At 41.5% G+C, this 19,665-nt stretch carries 22 protein-coding genes and 3 tRNA genes; 4 read left to right on the top strand and 21 right to left on the bottom strand.

All coding sequences use genetic code 11. From position 1 onward, the window contains the following. From P8610_RS19760 to P8610_RS19745, 4 genes are all read right to left on the bottom strand, one after another. Positions 1-76: transfer RNA gene (locus P8610_RS19760), tRNA-Asp, on the bottom strand. A 32-nt stretch (positions 77-108) separates the two neighbouring features. Then, positions 109-183: transfer RNA gene (locus P8610_RS19755), tRNA-Glu, on the bottom strand. Between the two features lie 17 nt (positions 184-200). After that, a tRNA-Lys gene (locus P8610_RS19750) sits at positions 201-276 on the bottom strand. 259 nt (positions 277-535) lie between these two features. Then, positions 536-1,822, bottom strand: coding sequence for an adenylosuccinate synthase (locus P8610_RS19745; RefSeq protein WP_137791304.1), 1,287 nt, complete (start codon positions 1,820-1,822; stop codon positions 536-538). 220 nt (positions 1,823-2,042) lie between these two features. Between P8610_RS19745 and P8610_RS19740 the strand changes: the two genes are divergently transcribed. Beyond that, entirely contained in the window at positions 2,043-2,447 is a 405-nt protein-coding gene (locus P8610_RS19740) for a UPF0158 family protein (protein WP_394605895.1), read from the top strand. Positions 2,448-2,464: 17 nt separating this feature from the next. On the opposite strand, the gene dnaB is transcribed toward P8610_RS19740, so the two are convergent. From dnaB to rpsF, 7 genes are all read right to left on the bottom strand, one after another. Next, entirely contained in the window at positions 2,465-3,829 is a 1,365-nt protein-coding gene (gene dnaB / locus P8610_RS19735) for a replicative DNA helicase (RefSeq protein WP_289493847.1), read from the bottom strand. Between the two features lie 320 nt (positions 3,830-4,149). Further along, the gene (rplI, locus tag P8610_RS19730) at positions 4,150-4,593 is read right to left on the bottom strand and encodes a 50S ribosomal protein L9 (RefSeq protein ID WP_394605894.1); all 444 of its coding nucleotides are present in this window, start codon (positions 4,591-4,593) and stop codon (positions 4,150-4,152) included. Further along, positions 4,590-6,563 carry a DHH family phosphoesterase gene (locus P8610_RS19725; protein WP_394605893.1) on the bottom strand — a complete coding sequence of 658 codons (1,974 nt, stop codon included), beginning with the start codon at positions 6,561-6,563 and terminating at the stop codon, positions 4,590-4,592. Before P8610_RS19725 ends, rplI begins: the two co-directional genes overlap by 4 nt. An 11-nt stretch (positions 6,564-6,574) precedes the next feature. After that, positions 6,575-7,519 carry a YybS family protein gene (locus P8610_RS19720; RefSeq protein WP_394605892.1) on the bottom strand — a complete coding sequence of 315 codons (945 nt, stop codon included), beginning with the start codon at positions 7,517-7,519 and terminating at the stop codon, positions 6,575-6,577. A gap of 583 nt (positions 7,520-8,102) precedes the next feature. Then, complete coding sequence (gene rpsR / locus P8610_RS19715; RefSeq protein WP_066399523.1) at positions 8,103-8,336, bottom strand: 30S ribosomal protein S18; 234 nt, start codon at positions 8,334-8,336, stop codon at positions 8,103-8,105. A 57-nt stretch (positions 8,337-8,393) separates the two neighbouring features. Next, positions 8,394-8,939, bottom strand: coding sequence for a single-stranded DNA-binding protein (ssb, locus tag P8610_RS19710; RefSeq protein ID WP_066399530.1), 546 nt, complete (start codon positions 8,937-8,939; stop codon positions 8,394-8,396). Between the two features lie 21 nt (positions 8,940-8,960). Beyond that, on the bottom strand, positions 8,961-9,251 hold the full coding sequence (rpsF, locus tag P8610_RS19705) for a 30S ribosomal protein S6 (RefSeq protein ID WP_251322128.1): 291 nt from the start codon (positions 9,249-9,251) through the stop codon (positions 8,961-8,963). A 273-nt stretch (positions 9,252-9,524) separates the two neighbouring features. On the opposite strand from rpsF, the gene P8610_RS19700 reads away from it, so the two are divergent. Beyond that, positions 9,525-9,656: a hypothetical protein gene (locus P8610_RS19700; protein ID WP_394605891.1), complete on the top strand. Its 132-nt coding sequence runs from the start codon at positions 9,525-9,527 to the stop codon at positions 9,654-9,656. Here the strand turns inward: P8610_RS19700 and ychF are convergent. The 3 genes from ychF to P8610_RS19685 form a co-directional block, all read right to left on the bottom strand. Continuing rightward, complete coding sequence (gene ychF / locus P8610_RS19695; RefSeq protein ID WP_289493836.1) at positions 9,653-10,750, bottom strand: redox-regulated ATPase YchF; 1,098 nt, start codon at positions 10,748-10,750, stop codon at positions 9,653-9,655. The two genes, P8610_RS19700 and ychF, sit on opposite strands and share 4 nt — an antisense overlap. Before the next feature lie 229 nt (positions 10,751-10,979). Then, positions 10,980-11,177, bottom strand: a complete 198-nt coding sequence (locus P8610_RS19690) for a DUF951 domain-containing protein (protein WP_289497552.1) — start codon at positions 11,175-11,177, stop codon at positions 10,980-10,982. Between the two features lie 13 nt (positions 11,178-11,190). Then, a complete protein-coding gene (locus P8610_RS19685; protein ID WP_394605890.1) occupies positions 11,191-12,075 on the bottom strand; it encodes a mechanosensitive ion channel family protein in 885 nt (294 codons plus the stop codon). 212 nt (positions 12,076-12,287) lie between these two features. Between P8610_RS19685 and yyaC the strand changes: the two genes are divergently transcribed. Next, a complete protein-coding gene (gene yyaC, locus P8610_RS19680; protein ID WP_394605889.1) occupies positions 12,288-12,920 on the top strand; it encodes a spore protease YyaC in 633 nt (210 codons plus the stop codon). Between the two features lie 37 nt (positions 12,921-12,957). On the opposite strand, the gene P8610_RS19675 is transcribed toward yyaC, so the two are convergent. The 4 genes from P8610_RS19675 to P8610_RS19660 form a co-directional block, all read right to left on the bottom strand. Beyond that, entirely contained in the window at positions 12,958-13,692 is a 735-nt protein-coding gene (locus P8610_RS19675) for a DUF554 domain-containing protein (RefSeq protein WP_289493832.1), read from the bottom strand. A 63-nt stretch (positions 13,693-13,755) separates the two neighbouring features. Next, positions 13,756-13,917, bottom strand: a complete 162-nt coding sequence (locus tag P8610_RS19670; protein ID WP_394605888.1) for a hypothetical protein — start codon at positions 13,915-13,917, stop codon at positions 13,756-13,758. A gap of 123 nt (positions 13,918-14,040) precedes the next feature. Beyond that, the gene (locus P8610_RS19665) at positions 14,041-14,883 is read right to left on the bottom strand and encodes a ParB/RepB/Spo0J family partition protein (RefSeq protein WP_394605887.1); all 843 of its coding nucleotides are present in this window, start codon (positions 14,881-14,883) and stop codon (positions 14,041-14,043) included. Beyond that, complete coding sequence (locus P8610_RS19660; RefSeq protein ID WP_394605886.1) at positions 14,864-15,637, bottom strand: ParA family protein; 774 nt, start codon at positions 15,635-15,637, stop codon at positions 14,864-14,866. The genes P8610_RS19665 and P8610_RS19660 overlap by 20 nt, the downstream gene beginning before the upstream one ends. Positions 15,638-15,867: 230 nt before the next feature. Here P8610_RS19660 and P8610_RS19655 point away from each other — a divergent pair, with 230 nt between their 5' ends. Beyond that, the gene (locus tag P8610_RS19655; RefSeq protein WP_394605885.1) at positions 15,868-16,038 is read left to right on the top strand and encodes a hypothetical protein; all 171 of its coding nucleotides are present in this window, start codon (positions 15,868-15,870) and stop codon (positions 16,036-16,038) included. 15 nt (positions 16,039-16,053) lie between these two features. Here the strand turns inward: P8610_RS19655 and noc are convergent, their stop codons facing one another. From noc to mnmG, 3 genes are all read right to left on the bottom strand, one after another. After that, positions 16,054-16,917, bottom strand: coding sequence for a nucleoid occlusion protein (noc, locus tag P8610_RS19650; RefSeq protein WP_394605884.1), 864 nt, complete (start codon positions 16,915-16,917; stop codon positions 16,054-16,056). A gap of 126 nt (positions 16,918-17,043) precedes the next feature. Continuing rightward, on the bottom strand, positions 17,044-17,760 hold the full coding sequence (gene rsmG, locus P8610_RS19645) for a 16S rRNA (guanine(527)-N(7))-methyltransferase RsmG (RefSeq protein ID WP_394605883.1): 717 nt from the start codon (positions 17,758-17,760) through the stop codon (positions 17,044-17,046). Positions 17,761-17,777: 17 nt separating this feature from the next. Beyond that, entirely contained in the window at positions 17,778-19,664 is a 1,887-nt protein-coding gene (gene mnmG, locus P8610_RS19640; RefSeq protein WP_394605882.1) for a tRNA uridine-5-carboxymethylaminomethyl(34) synthesis enzyme MnmG, read from the bottom strand. Position 19,665: the final 1 nt, after the last annotated feature.

Here is a 19,665-nt window from a genome sequence, read left to right as displayed (position 1 = left end):
TGGCGGACCCGACCGGGGTCGAACCGGCGATCTCCTGCGTGACAGGCAGGCATGTTAACCACTACACCACGAGTCCACTTAAAAGCTTTTATTCAAGTTAAAAAGAAATGGTGACCCGTACGGGATTCGAACCCGTGTTACCGCCGTGAAAGGGCGGTGTCTTAACCGCTTGACCAACGGGCCACTTTTTTAGGAAAAAGTGGTGAGCCATGAAGGACTCGAACCTTCGACCCTCTGATTAAAAGTCAGATGCTCTACCGACTGAGCTAATGGCTCGTGCAAATTTTTTGTTAGATCACGTTGTAACGCTCATGACTAATCTACAGCTCGTACTTGTTTAAAACGTTTGTCGTTTTTTCACGACAAGTGTTACTTTATCACGATATAGAGACTTTGGCAATATGTTTTTAATTTATTTTTCAAAAAAACTTTTAATCGCTCTACTATCACCTCTAAATGAAGTGATTTTCACAAAAAAAATGATGTCTTCCAAAAAAATGAAGCCCCTTGTTTCCAAGGGGCCTCCGATTATGATTTAAGCAAATACGCCTCTTACCATGTTTGTTTGTGCACGGTCTGGTCCTACTGAGAAGATCGAAAGCGGAATGCCTGTTACTTGTGAGATACGCTCAACATAGTGACGAGCATTTTCTGGAAGCTCTCCTAGATCCTTAACTCCTGTAATGTCCTCAGTCCAGCCTGGCATTTCTTCAAATACAGGCTCACATTGAGCAAGCTCTTTAAGGCTCGCTGGAAATTCATAAGTTAGTTCACCTTTGTATTTGTATGCTACACAGATTTTTAATGTTTCAATACCTGTTAGAACGTCGATTGAGTTCAAAGAAAGATCCGTGATTCCTGAAACACGGCGAGCATGACGAACTACAACAGCGTCAAACCAGCCGACACGGCGCGGACGTCCCGTCGTTGTACCGTACTCACGGCCAACTTCACGAATTTGGTTACCGATCTCATCATGAAGCTCAGTTGGGAAAGGACCATCACCAACACGTGTTGTATAGGCTTTTGAAACACCTACAACATGATTGATCTTAGACGGACCAACACCAGAACCGATCGTTACTCCCCCTGCGATAGGGTTTGATGAAGTTACGAAAGGATATGTTCCTTGGTCGATATCAAGCATTACACCTTGTGCACCTTCAAAAAGAACACGACGGCCATCGTCTAATGCATCGTTCAGAACAACTGATGTATCTACTACATATTTTTTGATTTGTTGACCGTATTCATAATACTCATCTAGAATCTCTTCTTTTGTGAATCCTTCTGATTCGTAGATGCGTTCGAATAAACGATTTTTTTCCGCTAAGTTGCGCTCAAGTTTTTCTTCAAATTCTTCACGATCTAAAAGGTCTGCGATACGGATTCCGATACGCGCAGCTTTGTCCATGTATGCTGGCCCAATACCTTTTTTCGTCGTACCGATCTTGTTAGCTCCCTTGCTTTCTTCTTCCAAGATATCTTGACGAAGATGATAAGGAAGGATTACATGCGCACGGTTAGAGATACGAAGATTATCCGTACTTACTCCGTGGCTGTGAAGGTATGCAAGCTCTTCAAGAACAGCTTTCGGATCGACAACCATTCCGTTACCGATCACACAAATTTTATCTTTATAAAAGATTCCAGATGGAATAAGGTGAAGCTTATACTTTTTACCTTCAAAAACAATTGTATGACCAGCGTTGTTTCCGCCTTGATATCTAGCTACTACTTCTGCTTTTTCCGAGAGATAATCGGTAATCTTACCTTTTCCTTCATCTCCCCATTGTGTTCCCACTACTACTACTGATGACATGGTTGCACCTCCATGAAATTAACGATTGACGAAATTTATCATCTAATCTTAAAAACCATGCTTAGTTTAGCAATATATTTAAGGAAAGTCAATCAAAAACACGAACATTAAATCATATAAATTCACTTTCGTTCGTAATATATTTACAATTCCATAGTCAAAAGATCAAAAACTCTATCGTATCCTGTAGTATTCACCTTGTTTAGGAGGTATGATTCCTTTGTTTATCGAAAAATTAATGGTTGCGTATATGGACCATAAAGCTAACCACATATATTATTTAGACAGAAGCGAACAAGTTATCCTGCTCGATGCGATCGAACCGGGCGGTCTACCAAATCTAGAGTTTTTAGACCCAAATGAACCAGAGCGATTCATTGAGATTCCAAAAGTGATGAATGTTGAATCTTTTAGCTGGATGGTTGAATTTGAAAGTCATCATCAAAACAGCGAGTTATTGCATGCACTGAATGAAGATGAGCCTTTTGAACGTTTTACGGAAAAAGTGAAAAAACTGGACTTGCTTGAAGAGTGGCAGACCTTTCAAAAAGACAAAGTCAAAAGCAGGATCGAAAATTGGATGGCGGAAAAAGAACTTATAGAAATGCAAAAGCAGCCGGAATAATCTCCAGCTGCTTTTTTCTATGCGCCTGGCGGTATGGCACTCTCATCGTGCCGCCGGTCCAGGTTAACGAATTTGTTGTATTCTTTTACAAAGGCAAGCTCTACCGTTCCTGTTGGACCATTACGCTGCTTCGCAATAATGATTTCGATAATATTCTTCGCTTCCGTTTCTTTATCGTAATAATCATCACGGTATAAAAAGGCAACGATATCGGCATCCTGCTCGATGGAACCTGATTCACGGATATCAGACATCATCGGACGCTTGTCCTGACGGGATTCAACACCACGTGATAGCTGTGATAGTGCGATTACTGGCACTTCCAGCTCACGCGCAAGAGCTTTTAATGAACGGGAGATCTCAGAAACCTCCTGCTGACGATTCTCGCCAGATTTCCCGCTACCCATAATAAGCTGCAAATAATCGATTAGAATCATGCCTAGTCCCTTTTCCTGCTTCAGACGACGGCATTTCGCACGGATATCATTGATACGGATACCTGGTGTATCGTCAATGTAAATACCTGCTGCAGACAGACTTCCCATTGCCATCGTTAGCTTTTGCCAGTCTTCAGGAAGCAAAGATCCAGTACGCAGACGCTGAGCATCCAGGTTCCCCTCAGCACAGAGCATACGCATAACGAGCTGTTCTGCACCCATCTCGAGACTGAATATGGCCACATTCTCGTCTGTCTTTGTTGCAACATTTTGAGCAATGTTCAGAGCAAACGCTGTTTTACCTACTGATGGACGGGCCGCAACGATAATCAAGTCATTCCGCTGAAATCCTGCAGTCATTCGGTCTAAGTCGTTAAAGCCCGTTGGGATCCCCGTAATGTCTCCCTTACGGTTATGAAGAGCTTCAATGTTGTCATATGCATGCACCAATACATCTTTAATGGCTGTAAAGGCACTCGTGTTCTTACGATTTGCTACTTCTAAAATTGATTTTTCTGCTTCGTTCAGAATCGCTTCTACTTCTTCTTCTCGCGCATAGCTGTTCGCTGTAATGTCAGTCGCAGTACGAATCAAACGGCGCAGAAGGGACTTTTCCTCAACAATCTTGCTGTAATACTCGATGTTCGCAGCTGTTGGTGAACTATCAGCAAGCTCCGATAAAAAAGATAATCCGCCCACTTCATCGAGCTGATTTTTATCCTGCAGTTCTGAAGTGACAGTAATCAAATCGACGGGTTCACCTTTTGCGTTAAGATCGAGCATCACACGATAGATTCGTTGGTGAGTCGCACGGTAAAAATCTTCAGGCAGCAGGATTTCTGAGGCGGTGATAAGAGCTTCGGGCTCTAAAAAGATAGCACCAAGAACAGCCTGCTCAGCTTCAATATTTTGCGGTGGTATGCGGTCAGCAAATAAATCACTCATATTAGTTCCTCCTTTCTTTACTTTTTTTCTCTATATTAAAGATTCTTCTATAATAAAAGTTATTGGTTTTTCTTATATCTTCTTTGACAAGTTGATTGGAGTGTAAGGTGCGAGACTCCTCGAAAATTAAATTTCAAATTTTCTTCGTGCGATGTGTCGCTGCCGTAGCCTTCCTTGTCCTGCGGGACGAGCGGTCAGGTGAGACCCTTAATGGCGCAAAGCGGCAAGGGGCTCACCGCCTGCCCCGCGGAAAGCGAGCATCTGAAACGGAGATCAACCTCTTACAGTGCCCGCAAAAAAACCGGGGAACTCCCGGCTTTTTATTCTTCTGTTACGTGTACTTTTACTGTAGCCGTTACTTGCGAATGAATCTTAATCGGAACATTCGTGTAACCGAGCGCTTTAATCGGATCAGCCAGCTCGATTTTACGCTTGTCGATCTTGATCCCTTGCTCTTTCAAGCCGTCTGCGATCTGTTTGCTCGTTACAGAGCCAAATACTCTGCCACCCTCGCCTGTTTTTGTTTTGATCGTGATTGTCATCTCAGCAAGTTTTGCTTTTAATGCTTCAGCTTCTTCCAGTTGAGCTTGCTGTTTTTTCTCTTCGCTCTTCTGCTGGCCCTGAAGTGCAGCCATTGCCCCTGAAGTAGCTTCTGAAGCTAAGTTTTTAGGAAATAAGAAATTACGCGCATAACCTTCTGAAACGTTCTTTACTTCCCCTTTTTTGCCCTTACCTTTCACATCTTGAAGAAAAATTACTTTCATTCCTCTTCTCCCCCTTCAATATACTCATCTATTATCCTCTTTAAGTGTTTCTCTGCTTCATCAATCGTACTGTTTTCAATCTGGCAGGCAGCGTTTGTAAGATGTCCTCCGCCTTCGAGTCCTTCCATGATCATTTGTACGTTGATGTCCCCAAGTGAACGGGCACTGATGCTTACTTTGCCATCAATTCGATTTGAAATAACAAAGGATGCTTGAATGCCGTTCATCGTTAATAAAATATCTGCAGCCTGAGCGATTACTACTTGATTGTAGGCATCATCAGGAGAACTCTTGGCAATAACGATGCCTTTTCTATAGATATCAGCGTTCTCAATCAGCTTAGAACGCCTTGTATACGTATTTAAGTCTTCTTTTAAAAACTTTTGAACAAGAATCGTGTCTGCTCCATGTGCTCTTAAATAGGACGCAGCATCAAACGTACGAGATCCCGTTCTGAGGGTAAAGCTTTTCGTATCTACGATAATACCTGCCAGAAGTGCTGTTGCTTCAAGCATACGCATCTTCAGTCGTTTCGGCTGGTATTCTAAAAGTTCGGTTACGAGCTCTGCTGTTGAAGACGCATATGGCTCCATGTAAACAAGAACAGGGTCTTTAATAAAATCTTCTCCGCGGCGGTGATGGTCGATTACGACAACATGGTCGAGCTTCGTTAAAAGCTTTTCTTCAATAACCATAGAAGGTTTATGTGTATCAACTACCACTAACAGCGTGTCACGAGAAGCAATCTCCAGTGCCTCTTCAGGTGAGATGAAATACTTCCAAATGGATTCTGTCTCTTTCAGTTCATCCATTAATCGCTGAACACCAATATCAATATCGGATTGATCGAGAACGATATATCCGTCTTTTCCATTGACTTGAGCGACTTTCAATATTCCGATAGCAGAACCGATCGAGTCCATGTCTGGGTTCTTGTGCCCCATAATGATCACTTTATCGCTGTCTGCCACCAATTCACTCAACGCATGTGAAATAACTCGTGCACGTACGCGTGTACGCTTTTCAACCGGGTTCGTTTTACCTCCGTAGAAGCGGACTTTCCCGTTTGTCTGTTTGATCGCTACTTGGTCGCCACCGCGTCCAAGAGCTAAATCCAGACTCGACTGTGAAAGCTGGCCAAGCTCAGGAAGCGATGAAGTTCCTGCTGCTACACCGATACTTAACGTTAACGAAACGTTCTGTTTAGCAGTTGATTCTCGCACTTCATCTAACACACTGAATTTATTTTTTTCTAACTCATATAGAATGCGCTGGTTAAATACCGCTAAAAACCGCTCTGAAGAAGTTCGTTTTAAGAAGATTCCATGCTCGTTCGCCCAACCATTCAGCACTGAAGTTACTTTTGAATTGATCGTTGAACGAAATTGATCGTCTAATCCTTGTGTTACTTCTTCATAGTTATCGAGATAGATGATTGCCATTACGGTCTGTTCTTCGTCATACAGCCGTTCAAGATCCAACTGCTCGGTAACATCAAAAAAGTAAAGCAGTCTGTCTTCTTTTTTAAAGTTCACTTGAAATCTATGTGTATTGATTTTAATAACTTCTTCCTTAGCGTCAGTTTTAATATAAGGAATCAGTTCTTCTGAAACATGGTTTAAAGAGTGCCCGATAAAGGATTCTTCTTCTATAAGGGAGCCCATGTATGGGTTTGCCCATTCAATCTTAAAATCCTCATCATACAAAATAATCCCAATCGGCATTTCCATCAATGCTTCTTCTCCCACCTTCTTCAAGCGGTGAGAGAGCGTAGAAATATAATCACCCAGTTCCTCCTGAAAACTCGCTTCGGCTTTCATGGCATAATAAAATAAGCCGCCTAATAGCACAAAGCCTGCCATTCCGATCATCCAGTGAAAATACGTGATGATGCTAACCAGCACAACAGAAGTAACAAATAAGGCGATGACGGGATAACCATGCCACCGTTTTAGCAAAAACTTTGGCATACTTTCAGCTCCTACTGTTTTGGTTTCAACCGTTTTTTAATCATAAAACCTAAATCAATTATACCTAAGAATTTAACGACTTCCAGAGGAATCGGCAGGAAAGAATTCAGCAGAAACAAAAGTATAATCAACAATATGATTCTTTTTCTTTTCCAATTCTTTATCCAGGCATAATAAAAAATCACTGTGAAACCTTGAATTATAAGTACAAACGATAATATCATATACAAATTTATCGTTACAATATATAAAGCCGTGCCCTTTTCAGGCGTGCTAAACGTTAAAACAATCGCTATAATATAATACCACAAAAACGATTTTGGCAGGTTCCAATCCCGAAAGTGCGGAAAGGACGGAACATCATACCGCATTCTTTTCATAAGCATTCTAGCAGCTATATGTGTTAAAAAAGCAAGAATGACAGCTCCTCCAATAATATATGTTGGAAGCATCATCGGAATAAGTTCCGCTTGCTCTTTAAACCTTTCAATCTGAGAAGGATCCTGACCGCTTGTTTTATAAAACTCCTCTGCAGTGCCTATCGCACTTTGAAACTGCGTCTCTAACTCTTTTACAAAATTAATCCCCATGACCACTTGAGCAATAACAAGCGTTGCCAGCATATTTAGTATGTTCGAGAGACTGGCGCCAAGCAGAACAGCGAAAGCAGATTTTTTCCTTCTATAAAGTTCCCCCATCACAATTCCAGTCAAACCAGAGAACAGGGTTACAATTATACCGTTAAGCCCCGCAAATGCCAGGGACACACCAAAAGTGACTGCCCAAAGAAGCATTCCCGCTTTAAGATCGTGTCTGTATAGATAGATGATAAACGGAAGCGGCAAAATAAATAACGAAAAAAGACTGAAAAACGGTATGTACATACTGATTAAAAAAAGAAGCGTATAAATGCCTGAAATGACGGCACCTTCCACCAATACTTTAGTATTGCGCATGATTCACCTCATAAAATTCTTCATATGTTTTAATTGTAGTGACATAGCCGCTAATATTCAACTTAAACGATAATTCTAGCATAGACGTACTTGAAGAGAAGTAAACAAATTATGGAAAGTTGGATGTTTGGAAGGATAGAAAAGGGTGGAAACGTACAAAAATAATCCAAATCCAGCTGATTTATCACGGAATGGAGCATAAAATGGTTGCTCGGGGGTGATTTGAAGACCTGTAAGCTGCATTTTAAGAGAAAACAATGATCAATCCCCAAATTTTAATTGTTTTTTCACGAGTTTTGGCTCTTAAAGCTTATCTTTACTTATACTGGATGGGGTATCAATACCCTTAATTCAAGAAATTTTGAAAATAATCCTAGAAATTCGGGATTTTTACGGCGAGTTTTGGGATTAATCCAGCGAGTTTTGACCATATATCGGTGAGTCGATGTCACTCGACAATTATCAAGCCCCTTATACCCCTCACCTAAGTCATATCACACATATCATCCAAATAGATTTACACTCTGTTTTCAGACACAAAAAAACGCAGCCAGGAAAACCCAGCTGCGCTCTTTAAACGATCTTATTCAGATACATATGGTAACAATGCCATGTGACGAGAGCGTTTGATCGCACGAGTCAATTGACGTTGATATTTAGCAGATGTACCAGTTACACGACGAGGAAGAATCTTACCGCGCTCAGAAACGAAACGCTTTAAAAGATCAGTGTCCTTGTAGTCGATGTAAGTGATTTTGTTTACAGTGAAGAAACAAACCTTACGACGCTTTTGGCGTCCACCACGACGTCCAGCCATAGTTGGTCCCCTCCTTTAGATTTATTTTATATATTCCGATTCATAGTTTACGTTAGTTTAAAATGGCAAATCGTCATCAGAGATGTCGATCGGCGTGCCATCATTTGCAAACGGGTCATCGTTGAAGTTATTACGTTTTGGATTCTGCTGTTGTTGCTGTCCTCCAAAGCCGTTGTCACTTCCATAGCTGCGGTTCTGATTTTGCTGCCCAAATCCGCGGTCATTTGATGGTCCACCAAAGTTGTTGCTGTTGCCTTGATATTGCTGGCCACCAGCATTAGCGTTTTTAGGTTCAAGGAATTGAACACTTTCTGCCATTACTTCAGTAACATACACTCTCTGACCCTGCTGGTTCTCGTAAGAACGAGTTTGCAAACGTCCATCCACTCCTGCAAGCGATCCCTTTTTCAAGAAGTTCGCTACATTTTCAGCGGGCTTACGCCATACGACACAGTTAATGAAATCTGCTTCGCGCTCACCTTGCTGATTCGAAAAAGGTCGATTGACAGCAAGTGTGAAGTTAGCAACAGCCACACCGTTTGGAGTGTACTTTAATTCTGGGTCTTTTGTTAAACGTCCCACCAGTACTACTCGATTTAGCATTCAGAACCACTCCTTAAAGGATTAATTTCTTTCGTCTACGATTGTCATGAAACGAAGAACATCTTCGTTGATCTTCATAAGACGGTCGAATTCATTAATCGCTTCGTTTGGAGCGTTAACTTCCAATAGCGTGTAATATCCATCGCGGAAGTCATTGATTTCGTAAGCTAAACGCTTTTTACCCATTTCCTTTTCGTTCGCGATCTCCGCACCGTTGTCAGTTAGGATGCTTTTAGCGCGTTCTTTCGTTGACTTAAGAGCTTCCTCTTCGATATTCGGACGGACGATGTACATAATTTCGTACTTTTTCATTCCGTTCACCTCCTTTTGGTCTAAGCGGCCCAAAACATTTATTTCGGGCAAGGAGAAAATCATCATAACAGTATTTGTTGACAATTAACTCACAATAAAGAATTATATCAAAAGATGTTGCATAAAACAAGCTTACTTTAGAATTAAGCATAAAAAAGAGGAAAAGCGACTGCTTTTCCTCCGTTTTTCTCTATTTTACTTTGGCTATTTCTTTATTGCTTTTGAAATAGTGTTGTAAATAACTTCACTGACAAGTTGATTGAAGTGAAAGGTGTGAGACTCCTGCGGGAAGAGCGGTCAGGTGAGACCCTTAAAGGCGCAAAGCGGCAAGGGGCTCACCGGTCGCCCCGCGGAAAGCGAGCACCTGAAACGGAAATCAACCTCTTCCCAGTCGTTTTTTATTAAACGTTAAAACGGAAATGTACTACATCTCCATCTTTCATCTCATATTCTTTACCTTCTAGACGAACTTTCCCTTTTTCTTTGGCAGCTGCCATGTTGCCCGCAGCCATAAGATCATCATAAGCAACGACTTCTGCACGGATAAACCCTCTTTCGAAATCCGTATGGATGATTCCAGCACATGCAGGAGCCTTCATGCCTCTACGGAACGTCCAAGCACGTACTTCTTGAACACCTGCTGTAAAGTAAGTTGCTAAGCCTAAAAGGGAATAAGAAGCGCGAATCAGCTTATCAAGCCCCGCTTCCTCGATTCCTAGTTCACCTAAGAAAGCCATCTTTTCGTCGCCATCAAGTTCTGCGATCTCTTCTTCTACTTTTGCACAGATTACGATTACTTCTGCATTTTCACGTGCTGCATACTCTTTAACCGCTTCAACGTGCTCATTTGTTCCTTCTAAAAGCTCATCTTCGCTCACGTTTGCAACATAAAGAATAGGTTTCATCGTTAATAAGTGCATCGCATAAACAATCTTGTTCTCTTCAGGTGTTAAGTCAACACTTCGAGCAGGAAGTTCTTGCATAAGTGCTTCCTTGATTTTTGAAAGAACGGCAAACTCAGCAACCGCTTCTTTGTCTTTTGATTTTGCTAATTTTTCAACGCGCGCAATACGCTTGTCGATAGACTCTAAGTCAGCAAAGATAAGCTCAAGGTTGATTACTTCGATATCATCGATCGGATTTACTTTTCCGTGAACGTGCGTGATGTTTTCATCATCAAAACAGCGAACAACCTGTAAGATCGCATCAGTTTGACGAATGTGGGATAAGAATTTGTTACCTAGCCCTTCCCCTTTGCTCGCACCTTTTACGATTCCGGCAATATCCGTAAATTCAAAAGTTGTAGGTACTACTTTTTTCGGCTGTACCAATTCTGTTAACTTTTGAAGACGGTGATCAGGCACTTCTACGATTCCAACGTTCGGGTCGATTGTACAGAACGGATAGTTAGCAGATTCTGCACCTGCTTGTGTAATAGCATTAAATAATGTAGATTTACCAACGTTCGGCAAACCTACGATTCCAGTTGTAAGAGCCACTGTTCATTCACTCCTCTGTTTTATATAAAGCTCGGATGCCCGAGACTTTTCAGTTAAAAAAATATCCTTCCCAATTATAGGTTTTCTCACCTTAAAAAACAAGAAGAACCGGGTGGTGCTTCCCGGCTCTCATTCTTGACTCTTTTTTCATTATGTTCAATCCAATAATCAAATGGAATAACGAATGGATGCATTGTTCCACGTGAAACTTTATTAGATAAGTCCTTGATCACTCTCCAGGTGATAACAAGACTTTCTTTATTTTCTTAGCAAATTCAGCTCTTGGCAGCATCACACTATGCTGACAACCCATGCATTTAATTCGAATATCCGCCCCCATACGAATCACTTTCCATCGGTTTGTTCCACATGGGTGTTGTTTTTTCATTTCCACTTCATCATGAAGGTGAAATTCTTTTTGCTGCATCATCAGCTCTCCTTTATTTTTGTTCTTTTGGCAATGATTCTTTCTGATAAGTGACCATTTTCGGATAAGGAATTTCTATACCTGCTATTTCAAGTTCATGTTTTAGGGTTTTACGAAGCTCTCGTGCAATTTTAAAGTGTGTCATCGGAAGTACCTCTGCGGTAACACGAATCACAACTTCAGAGGCACCTAACATTTGAACACCTAGTACTTCTGGTTCCTTTACCATTTCAGGGTAATTTGGTTTTGCGTTTTTAACGACCTCTTGAATAATGTTTTGTGCTTTATCAATATCCTCTTCATACGCAATGCTTAAGTCAACAACAGCAATACTGTTATGAACGGAAAAATTCGTAACTTCTGTGATAGACGAATTCGGCAGGATATGCAATTCTCCTGTCCAGCTTTTTATTTTTGTTGTTCTCAGACCGATTTCTTCCACTGTTCCTTCAAAACTTGCAATTCGTACGGTGTCGCCTACAGAGAACTGGTTTTCGAATATAATGAAAAATCCAGTGATGATATCCTTCACAAGGCTTTGAGCACCAAAACCGATTGCTAAACCAACAACACCTGCCCCGGCAAGAATTGCTTTTATATCTACGCCAAACTCGGTTAAGATGGTCAAAATCGCTACAAAATAGATAACATAGGAAGCTACGTTATCTAGGAGCCGGAATAAAGTGTTCTCTCTCCTCTCGCTTAAACGTAAAGGAGATTTCAATCGGACTTTAAAGATATTAGCGATCGCTGCTTTTACAATATATTTGAATATGATTGCCAGTAAGATGATTCCTACGATCTTAAATCCTGTTGTGGCAATGCCTGTCCACCATTCTTTATCGGAAAAGAAGGTTACAGCCTGTTCTGCTGTTTTAGGTAAATCAGTACCTTCCAATGTCGTCTCCGTCCTCTCTTTGATTATGAAATTATTTAATCAGCTTTTACCGAGAATATCAAATATCAGTGCATGAAAAACTTCTCGAGTTACGAGTACACATGAAACGGGTATAGACTTTAAACAAAAGTCTGTGATTATTCTATTCTACCATGTATAACAAAAGGATTTCTTCCGTATACTAGTAGAACCATTATAAAGGAGAGGATGTCATGTTCCTCAAACGGAAGCTTGGACTAGGGAAACCCATTCAATATAAATTGCACCACGAAGATAAGGAAGCCATGATCAGAATTACAGAACAAATTTTACCTATGCTTCCGGAAACAAACCATCAGCCGGTCGTCGTTGTCTGTATAGGGACCGACCGATCAACAGGTGATGCATTAGGCCCTCTTGTAGGTACAAAATTGCACAATAAAGATACATTTCCGTTTTTTGTTTACGGCACACTTGATGATCCAGTTCATGCCGTGAATCTAGAGGAAAAGCTGAAAATGATTGAAACCGAACATCCGGGTGCTTTTGTTATTGGAATTGATGCCTGTTTAGGCCGGTTAAATCATGTTGGCATGGTATCTATTAATGATGGACCCGTAAAACCAGGTGCAGGCGTGAACAAACAGCTGCCGCCTGTTGGCGATATGCATATTACAGGTATCGTAAACGTAAGCGGATTTATGGAATACTTTGTCCTTCAGAATACGAGGCTCAGTATCGTCATGAAAATGGCCGATTTAATTGCAGATTCCCTTCATATGGCTTGCTTACGAAAAAAAATCCAACAAAAAAACATGATTGCAGGAACAGATACACGTTCTCAAGATATTTATAAAATTCAATAAAAAAAGCCGCTTCTACTGAAATAGAAGCGGCTTTTTTTTATAGCAGACCTTGTGAAAAGGAAAGAATGTTATCCCATTTTTCAACGATAAATACAAGCACTGTAGCAACCAGCAACCCCGGAAGAAGGTTCGCCACGCGGATTTTTGCGATGCCTAGTAAATTCAATCCAATCGCTACGATCATGATTCCGCCTGTTCCTGTTATTTCTACGATAAGGGCATCCATTAGTTCTTGCGGAACGAATCGATCGATCTGTGTAGCTAAAAGTGCTATAGCACCTTGATATAAGACGACCGGTATCGCGGAAAACATCACTCCGATACCAAGTGTTGAGGTAAAAAGAATGGCACAAAATCCATCGATCAATGCTTTCGTATAAAGAACATCATGCTGCTGTCTTAACCCGCTGTCTAGCGCTCCAACAATGGACATCGCTCCAACCACAAAAACAAGTGTAGCCGTTACAAAGCCCGTCGCAACCGATCCTTTATCTTGCTTCCCTACCTTCTTTTCAAGCCACTTGCCGATCGCATTCAGCCGATCTTCTAAATTCCACCATTCACCAAGAGCACCACCAATGGCTAGACTCGCAATTACAATTAAAAATTGCTCACTTTTAAGTCCCATACCAATCCCTAAGATTGTTACAGCCAAAGCCATCGCTTGTAAAATCGTATTTTTAAATCGATCAGGGATTCTTGTCCAAAACAAACCTAAAAAGCTTCCTGCAACAATGGCAATACCATTTACTATTGTTCCTAACAGTGACATGTAACTTTCTCCTATCTAAAGCAGGCCATCGATAATTATCTTAAACGATTTTAATCAAGGTGCTTACTTCATTATTGTTTTTTGTAGGTAATCTATTTCGCCTATGGAAGTGGTTGATTTCCCTTCCAGGTGCTTCGCTTTCCGCGGGGCAGGCGGTGAGCCACATTCGTAACGTTTCACTCTTAAGTGTCTCACCTGCCCGCCTGTCCCGAAGGAGTCTCGCACCTTACACTCCAATCAACTTGTCAAAGTGGCCAAAATAAAAATTAAACCTGTAGAGATAAACTGCTAGTAATAAGTTTCAAAAAAATGGTAAAAAAGAAAACCACCTTTTCGATGGTTTTCTCTCTATTTTTCTAACAGATCTAAAATACGCTCTAAATCATCTTGTGAAAAGAATTCAATCTCAATCTTTCCTTTTCGCTTCGATTTTTTAATGGAAACAGAAGTTCCAAATCGATCACGTAACGATGATTCTTTTTCTTTAAAAAACACATTGGTTTGTGCTGTATTTTTCTTTGTTCCACGTGGAACATTTTTATTGATATCCGAAATCAGCTTCTCGAGCTGCCTTACATTTAAATTTTCATCCATAATACGCTGAACGATCAGCTGCATCTTGGTTTTTTTCTTAAGTCCGAGTAATGCACGACCATGCCCCATCGATAACAAGCCGTTGGATAAAAGCTCTAAAACGGGTTTTGGAAGCTGAAGCAGCCGAATATGGTTCGCAATATGAGGACGGCTCTTTCCAACTCTAGAAGCTAATTCTTCTTGAGTGATTTCAAGGTGCTCCATCAACTTTTGGTAAGCTTGTGCTTCTTCGACCGGATTCAAATCTTCTCGCTGAAGGTTTTCAATCAAGGCGACTTCCATCATTTTTTGTTCCGTATAGTCTTTTACAATCGCAGGGATGGTTTTTAGCCCTGCCTCAGATGCCGCTCTGAATCTTCGTTCCCCTAAGACGATTTCGTAGCCTTTAATGCTTTTCCGTACAACAATCGGCTGAAGAATGCCATGTTCTAAAATGGATTCTTTTAGTTCGTCAATGGCTTTTTGGTCAAAAACTTTTCGAGGCTGATACGGATTTGGTCTAAGCTCTGATATGCTGACATCTTTGATCTGCTCTTCTTCCCCAGCTTCTGTTGGAGGAAAGAAGGCATGCAGCCCTTTACCTAACCCTTTCACCAATGCCAATCACTTCCTTCGCAAATTCTAAATATACATCTGCACCGCGGGATTTCGGATCATAAATAATAATCGGTTTACCATGACTCGGTGCTTCTGATAATCTAACGTTTCTTGGTATGATCGTTTCATACACTTTATCTTGAAAATACTTCTTAACTTCTTCAATCACTTGAATGCCTAAGTTCGTCCGTGCATCAAGCATTGTGAGCAGGACTCCATCAATCATCAAATCTGTATTCAGGTGCTTTTGCACAAGTCGGACCGTATTTAAAAGCTGGCTTAATCCTTCAAGTGCGTAATACTCACATTGAACTGGAATGATAACAGAGTCAGAAGCTGTTAAAGAGTTAATCGTAAGAAGTCCTAATGATGGAGGGCAGTCAATAATAATATAATCATAGACGGAGCTTACCTGATCAAGTGCTCTTTTCAAACGGACTTCGCGCGATATCGTAGGAACTAACTCGATTTCAGCTCCAGCGAGTTGTATCGTCGAAGGGAGGATATGTAAACCTTCACAGATGGTCTCGACAATCACATCTTTTACTTCCACATCTTCAACAAGGACATTATAGATACATTGATCGATGTCACCTTTGTCCACGCCTACGCCGCTAGTTGCGTTACCTTGAGGATCTATGTCTACGAGCAAAACTTTTTTACCGAAATATGCTAAGCATGCACCAAGGTTGACGGACGTAGTCGTTTTTCCGACTCCGCCTTTCTGGTTGGCTACTGCAATGATCTTGGCCACGTTGTCACCTACCTCACTTAATAAAACCATTCATTATCTATTATTCTATCACGAAGAAAATAAAATGACGTATCGAAATAAAGAAAAAAGTATTTTTAATTAAATTATTTTTTGAAGTTACTTTTACTCTTTGATTTCTAATAAAGACAGACCTGAAAAGACTATCTAAAAGTTTTTGCATTTAGGTAATTCGTTTCTCCTCTTCATCGAAAAGTTGATTGGAGTGCAAGATGCGAGACTCCTGCGGGACAAGCGGTCAGGTGAGACCCTTAAAGGCGCATAGCGGCAAGGGGCTCACCGCCTGCCCCGCGGAAAGCGAGCAGCTGGAACGGAAATCAACCACTTCCAATAACAACGTTTGCGAAAACTGCCAAATAAAAAACCATCAGTTTAACTTCTAACTGATGGTCTACACTTTATTTTTTAGGAATGCGAATCGTGAACTGATAGAACTCCTCATGCTCCTCTTCTTCTGTGTCGATGGACAGTCCGCTTTGGACGACCATGTCAACAGATTGCCTAACCGTATTAATGGCGAGGCGCATATCCTTGCTATACGATTTGCGTCTGGATTGAGGTTTCTTTTCCGCTGTCTCGGCTTCGATCATTCGTTTCACACGATCTTCTGTCTGCTTCACATTCAGTTGTTTTTCGAGGATCTCTTGCAGAACGGCATCCATTTTTTCTGGAGATTTCAATACAATTAATGCTCTGGCATGACGCTCTGTAATCTTTTTCTGTAAAAGGGCATCTTGAATAGACTGCGGCAGCTTTAATAAACGAAGCTTGTTCGCAATCGTGGATTGGCCTTTTCCAAGCTTTTGTGCCAGTCCCTCTTGAGTAAGTCCATGCAATTCTAAAAGCTTAGCATAAGCCATAGCTTCTTCAATAGCAGTAAGTTCTTCTCGCTGAAGGTTTTCAATAAGAGCTACCGAAGCGGTTTGCGAATCGTCCATCTCTTTAAGTATAGCAGGTATCTTTTCCCACCCAAGTTTTTGGACAGCACGCCATCTGCGTTCTCCGGCGATCAGTTCGTATTGATCCTCTCCAATGCCGCGAACCACAATAGGCTGAATGATTCCGTGAGCTTCTATCGTTTGTGATAATTCTTCAATTCGTTCATCTATAAAAACCGTACGAGGCTGAAACCGGTTTGGTATGATCTGTTGAACCGGAATTTGAAGTACTTCTTCGTTGTCGTTTTTTTCAGCTGGTTCTGGATCTAAGGTTTGCTGGCTCTTTTCGCCGATGCCGAATAAACGTGAAAAAGGATGCTTCATGCGAATACACCACCTTTTGTAATGTGCCTGTTAACTAATTCTTCTCACTAGTCCTATAATCCTGCAAGTCTGTAAAAATCTTTCTTTTATGTAACAGCTGTGTTTCACGTGAAACACAGTCTAAACTTATTGGATGGGTGACTTGTTCGGAGTTCCAGGTTTGCGCGGGAATTTTTTAGGCGTATCTTTTACTTTTTCAATGATTACGATATTTCGTTCACTTTCCTCGATCGGCAATAGAAACGAATGAACATCTTTTATTTTTCCGCCTAAAAGGTTAACCGCTTTTTCGCCATCTTTCACTTCTTCAGGAAGATTGGCACCTTTCATTCCTAAAAAGTGCCCCCCTATTTTCACTAAAGGTAAACAGAGCTCGGATAGAACAGAAAGCCTCGCAACAGCTCGAGCCATCACAAGATCAAACTTTTGTCTAAACTCAGGACGCTGAGCAAATGTTTCTGCACGGTCATGATGTAAAGATACATGTTCTAAACCTAATTCATCTACAACATGCTGCAAAAATCCAATGCGTTTGTTGAGTGAGTCAACAACAGTCAGCTGGATTTCCGGGTATACGATCTTCAATGGAATCGCGGGAAATCCCGCACCTGCTCCGACGTCACAAACCGTAATATTTTGATTGAAATTAAAATGAAATCCAGCGGTTACAGAATCATAAAAATGTTTAAGATATACTTCTTCTTTTTCTGTGATTGCTGTGAGGTTCATTTTTTCATTCCACTCAACGAGCAGTTCATAATACCTCTCGAATTGTGAAAGCTGTTTATCTGATAACTGTACTCCCTTTTCTTTTAAGGAAGATTGAAACAATTCAACATTCATGGTTTACGCGTTCCCCCTCAACGGGCAATTTTCGCCAGTTTACCTTGTTCAAGGTAGATCAACAGAATAGAAATGTCTGCTGGGTTTACCCCTGATACTCGTGATGCCTGTCCGACTGAAAGCGGCCGTACTTCATGAAGCTTTTGTTTCGCTTCCGTAGCCAATCCATTGATCGCCATATAATCCAAATCAACAGGCAGTTTTTTATTTTCCATCTTGCGCATTTTCTCAACTTGAGCAAGCTGTTTATCGATGTAGCCCGCATACTTCACTTGAATCTCCACTTGCTCCATTACGGTTTCAGGCAATGGTGTTTCTGCAGGTGCCATCTTGTGGATCACCGGATACGTTACTTCAGGACGTTTTAAGAGATTGGCTGCAGACATTGGCTCTTTTAGAGGTGTAGATTGTGCTTCAGCAAGGATTTGCTGCACATCTTCAGTCGGCTTAATAGAAACATGTTCTAATCGTTCTATTTCCTGCGCAATTTGTGCTTTCTTCTCTTCAAAGCGTTCGTAACGATCTTTCGGTATCAGTCCAATTTCGTGACCTTTTTTCGTTAATCTGAGATCAGCGTTATCGTGTCTTAACAGCAAACGGTACTCTGCTCTTGATGTTAGAAGGCGGTACGGCTCGTTTGTTCCTTTTGTAATCAGATCATCGATCAGCACTCCGATGTATGCTTCTGAACGATCGAGCACTAAAGGCTCTTTTTTCTGTACTTTTAACGCAGCATTGATTCCCGCCATGAGGCCTTGACCCGCTGCTTCTTCATATCCGCTCGTGCCATTCAGCTGACCTGCTGTGAAGAGGCCGTTCACACGCTTCGTTTCAAGAGATGGCCAAAGCTGTGTCGGTACGATCGCATCATATTCTATTGCATAACCAGCACGCATCAGCTCAGCTTTTTCCAGTCCAGGAATCGTAGCTAAAATTCTCTTTTGAACATCTTCAGGAAGGCTCGTCGAAAGACCTTGAACGTACACTTCTTCTGTGTTTCGGCCTTCAGGTTCTAAGAAGATCTGATGTCTTGGTTTATCGTTAAAACGTACAATTTTATCCTCAATGGATGGACAATATCTTGGTCCTGTTCCTTCGATCATCCCAGAATACATCGGGGAACGATGCAGGTTACCATTGATCAGTTGATGTGTCTCATCTCCTGTGTAAGTGAGCCAGCAAGGCAGCTGATCTGTAATATACTCTGTTGTTTCATAGGAAAAAGCACGTGGTACATCATCACCCGGCTGAATTTCCGTTTTAGAATAATCGATCGTTTTGCTGTTCACACGCGGCGGTGTTCCCGTCTTAAAGCGAACCATATCAAAACCAAGCTCCTGCAGGTGGTATGACAAATTGATAGAAGGAGCCATGTTATTTGGGCCGCTTTCATAAGCAAGCTCACCGATAATGATTTTTCCTCTTAAGTATGTCCCAGTCGTTAGAACCACTGCTTCCGCAGCGTATTCAGCTCCTGTTTTTGTAATAACACCCTTACATTCCCCGTCCTCCATGATCAGACGCTCTACCATTCCTTGACGCAATGTGAGGTTCTCGGTGTTTTCCATTGTTTTTTTCATTTCATGCTGATAAAGATATTTATCGGCTTGCGCGCGCAGCGCACGTACCGCAGGGCCTTTACCTGTGTTTAGCATACGCATTTGGATATGTGTTTTGTCGATGTTACGGGCCATTTCACCGCCTAGCGCATCCACTTCACGCACAACAATCCCTTTTGCTGGTCCGCCAACTGATGGATTACATGGCATGTATGCTACAGTGTCTAGATTCAATGTCAGACATAACGTTTTGGCGCCCATACGTGCAGAAGCAAGTGCAGCTTCAACACCAGCATGTCCAGCGCCGACAACAATGACATCGAACGTATCTGCTTTATATCCCATT

This window comes from Fictibacillus sp. UD (assembly GCF_043558025.1).
In the GTDB taxonomy this organism is placed as follows: domain Bacteria; phylum Bacillota; class Bacilli; order Bacillales; family Fictibacillaceae; genus Fictibacillus.
The sequence above is the reverse complement of the archived record's forward strand: the minus strand, read 5'-3'. Positions and strand labels throughout refer to the sequence as shown.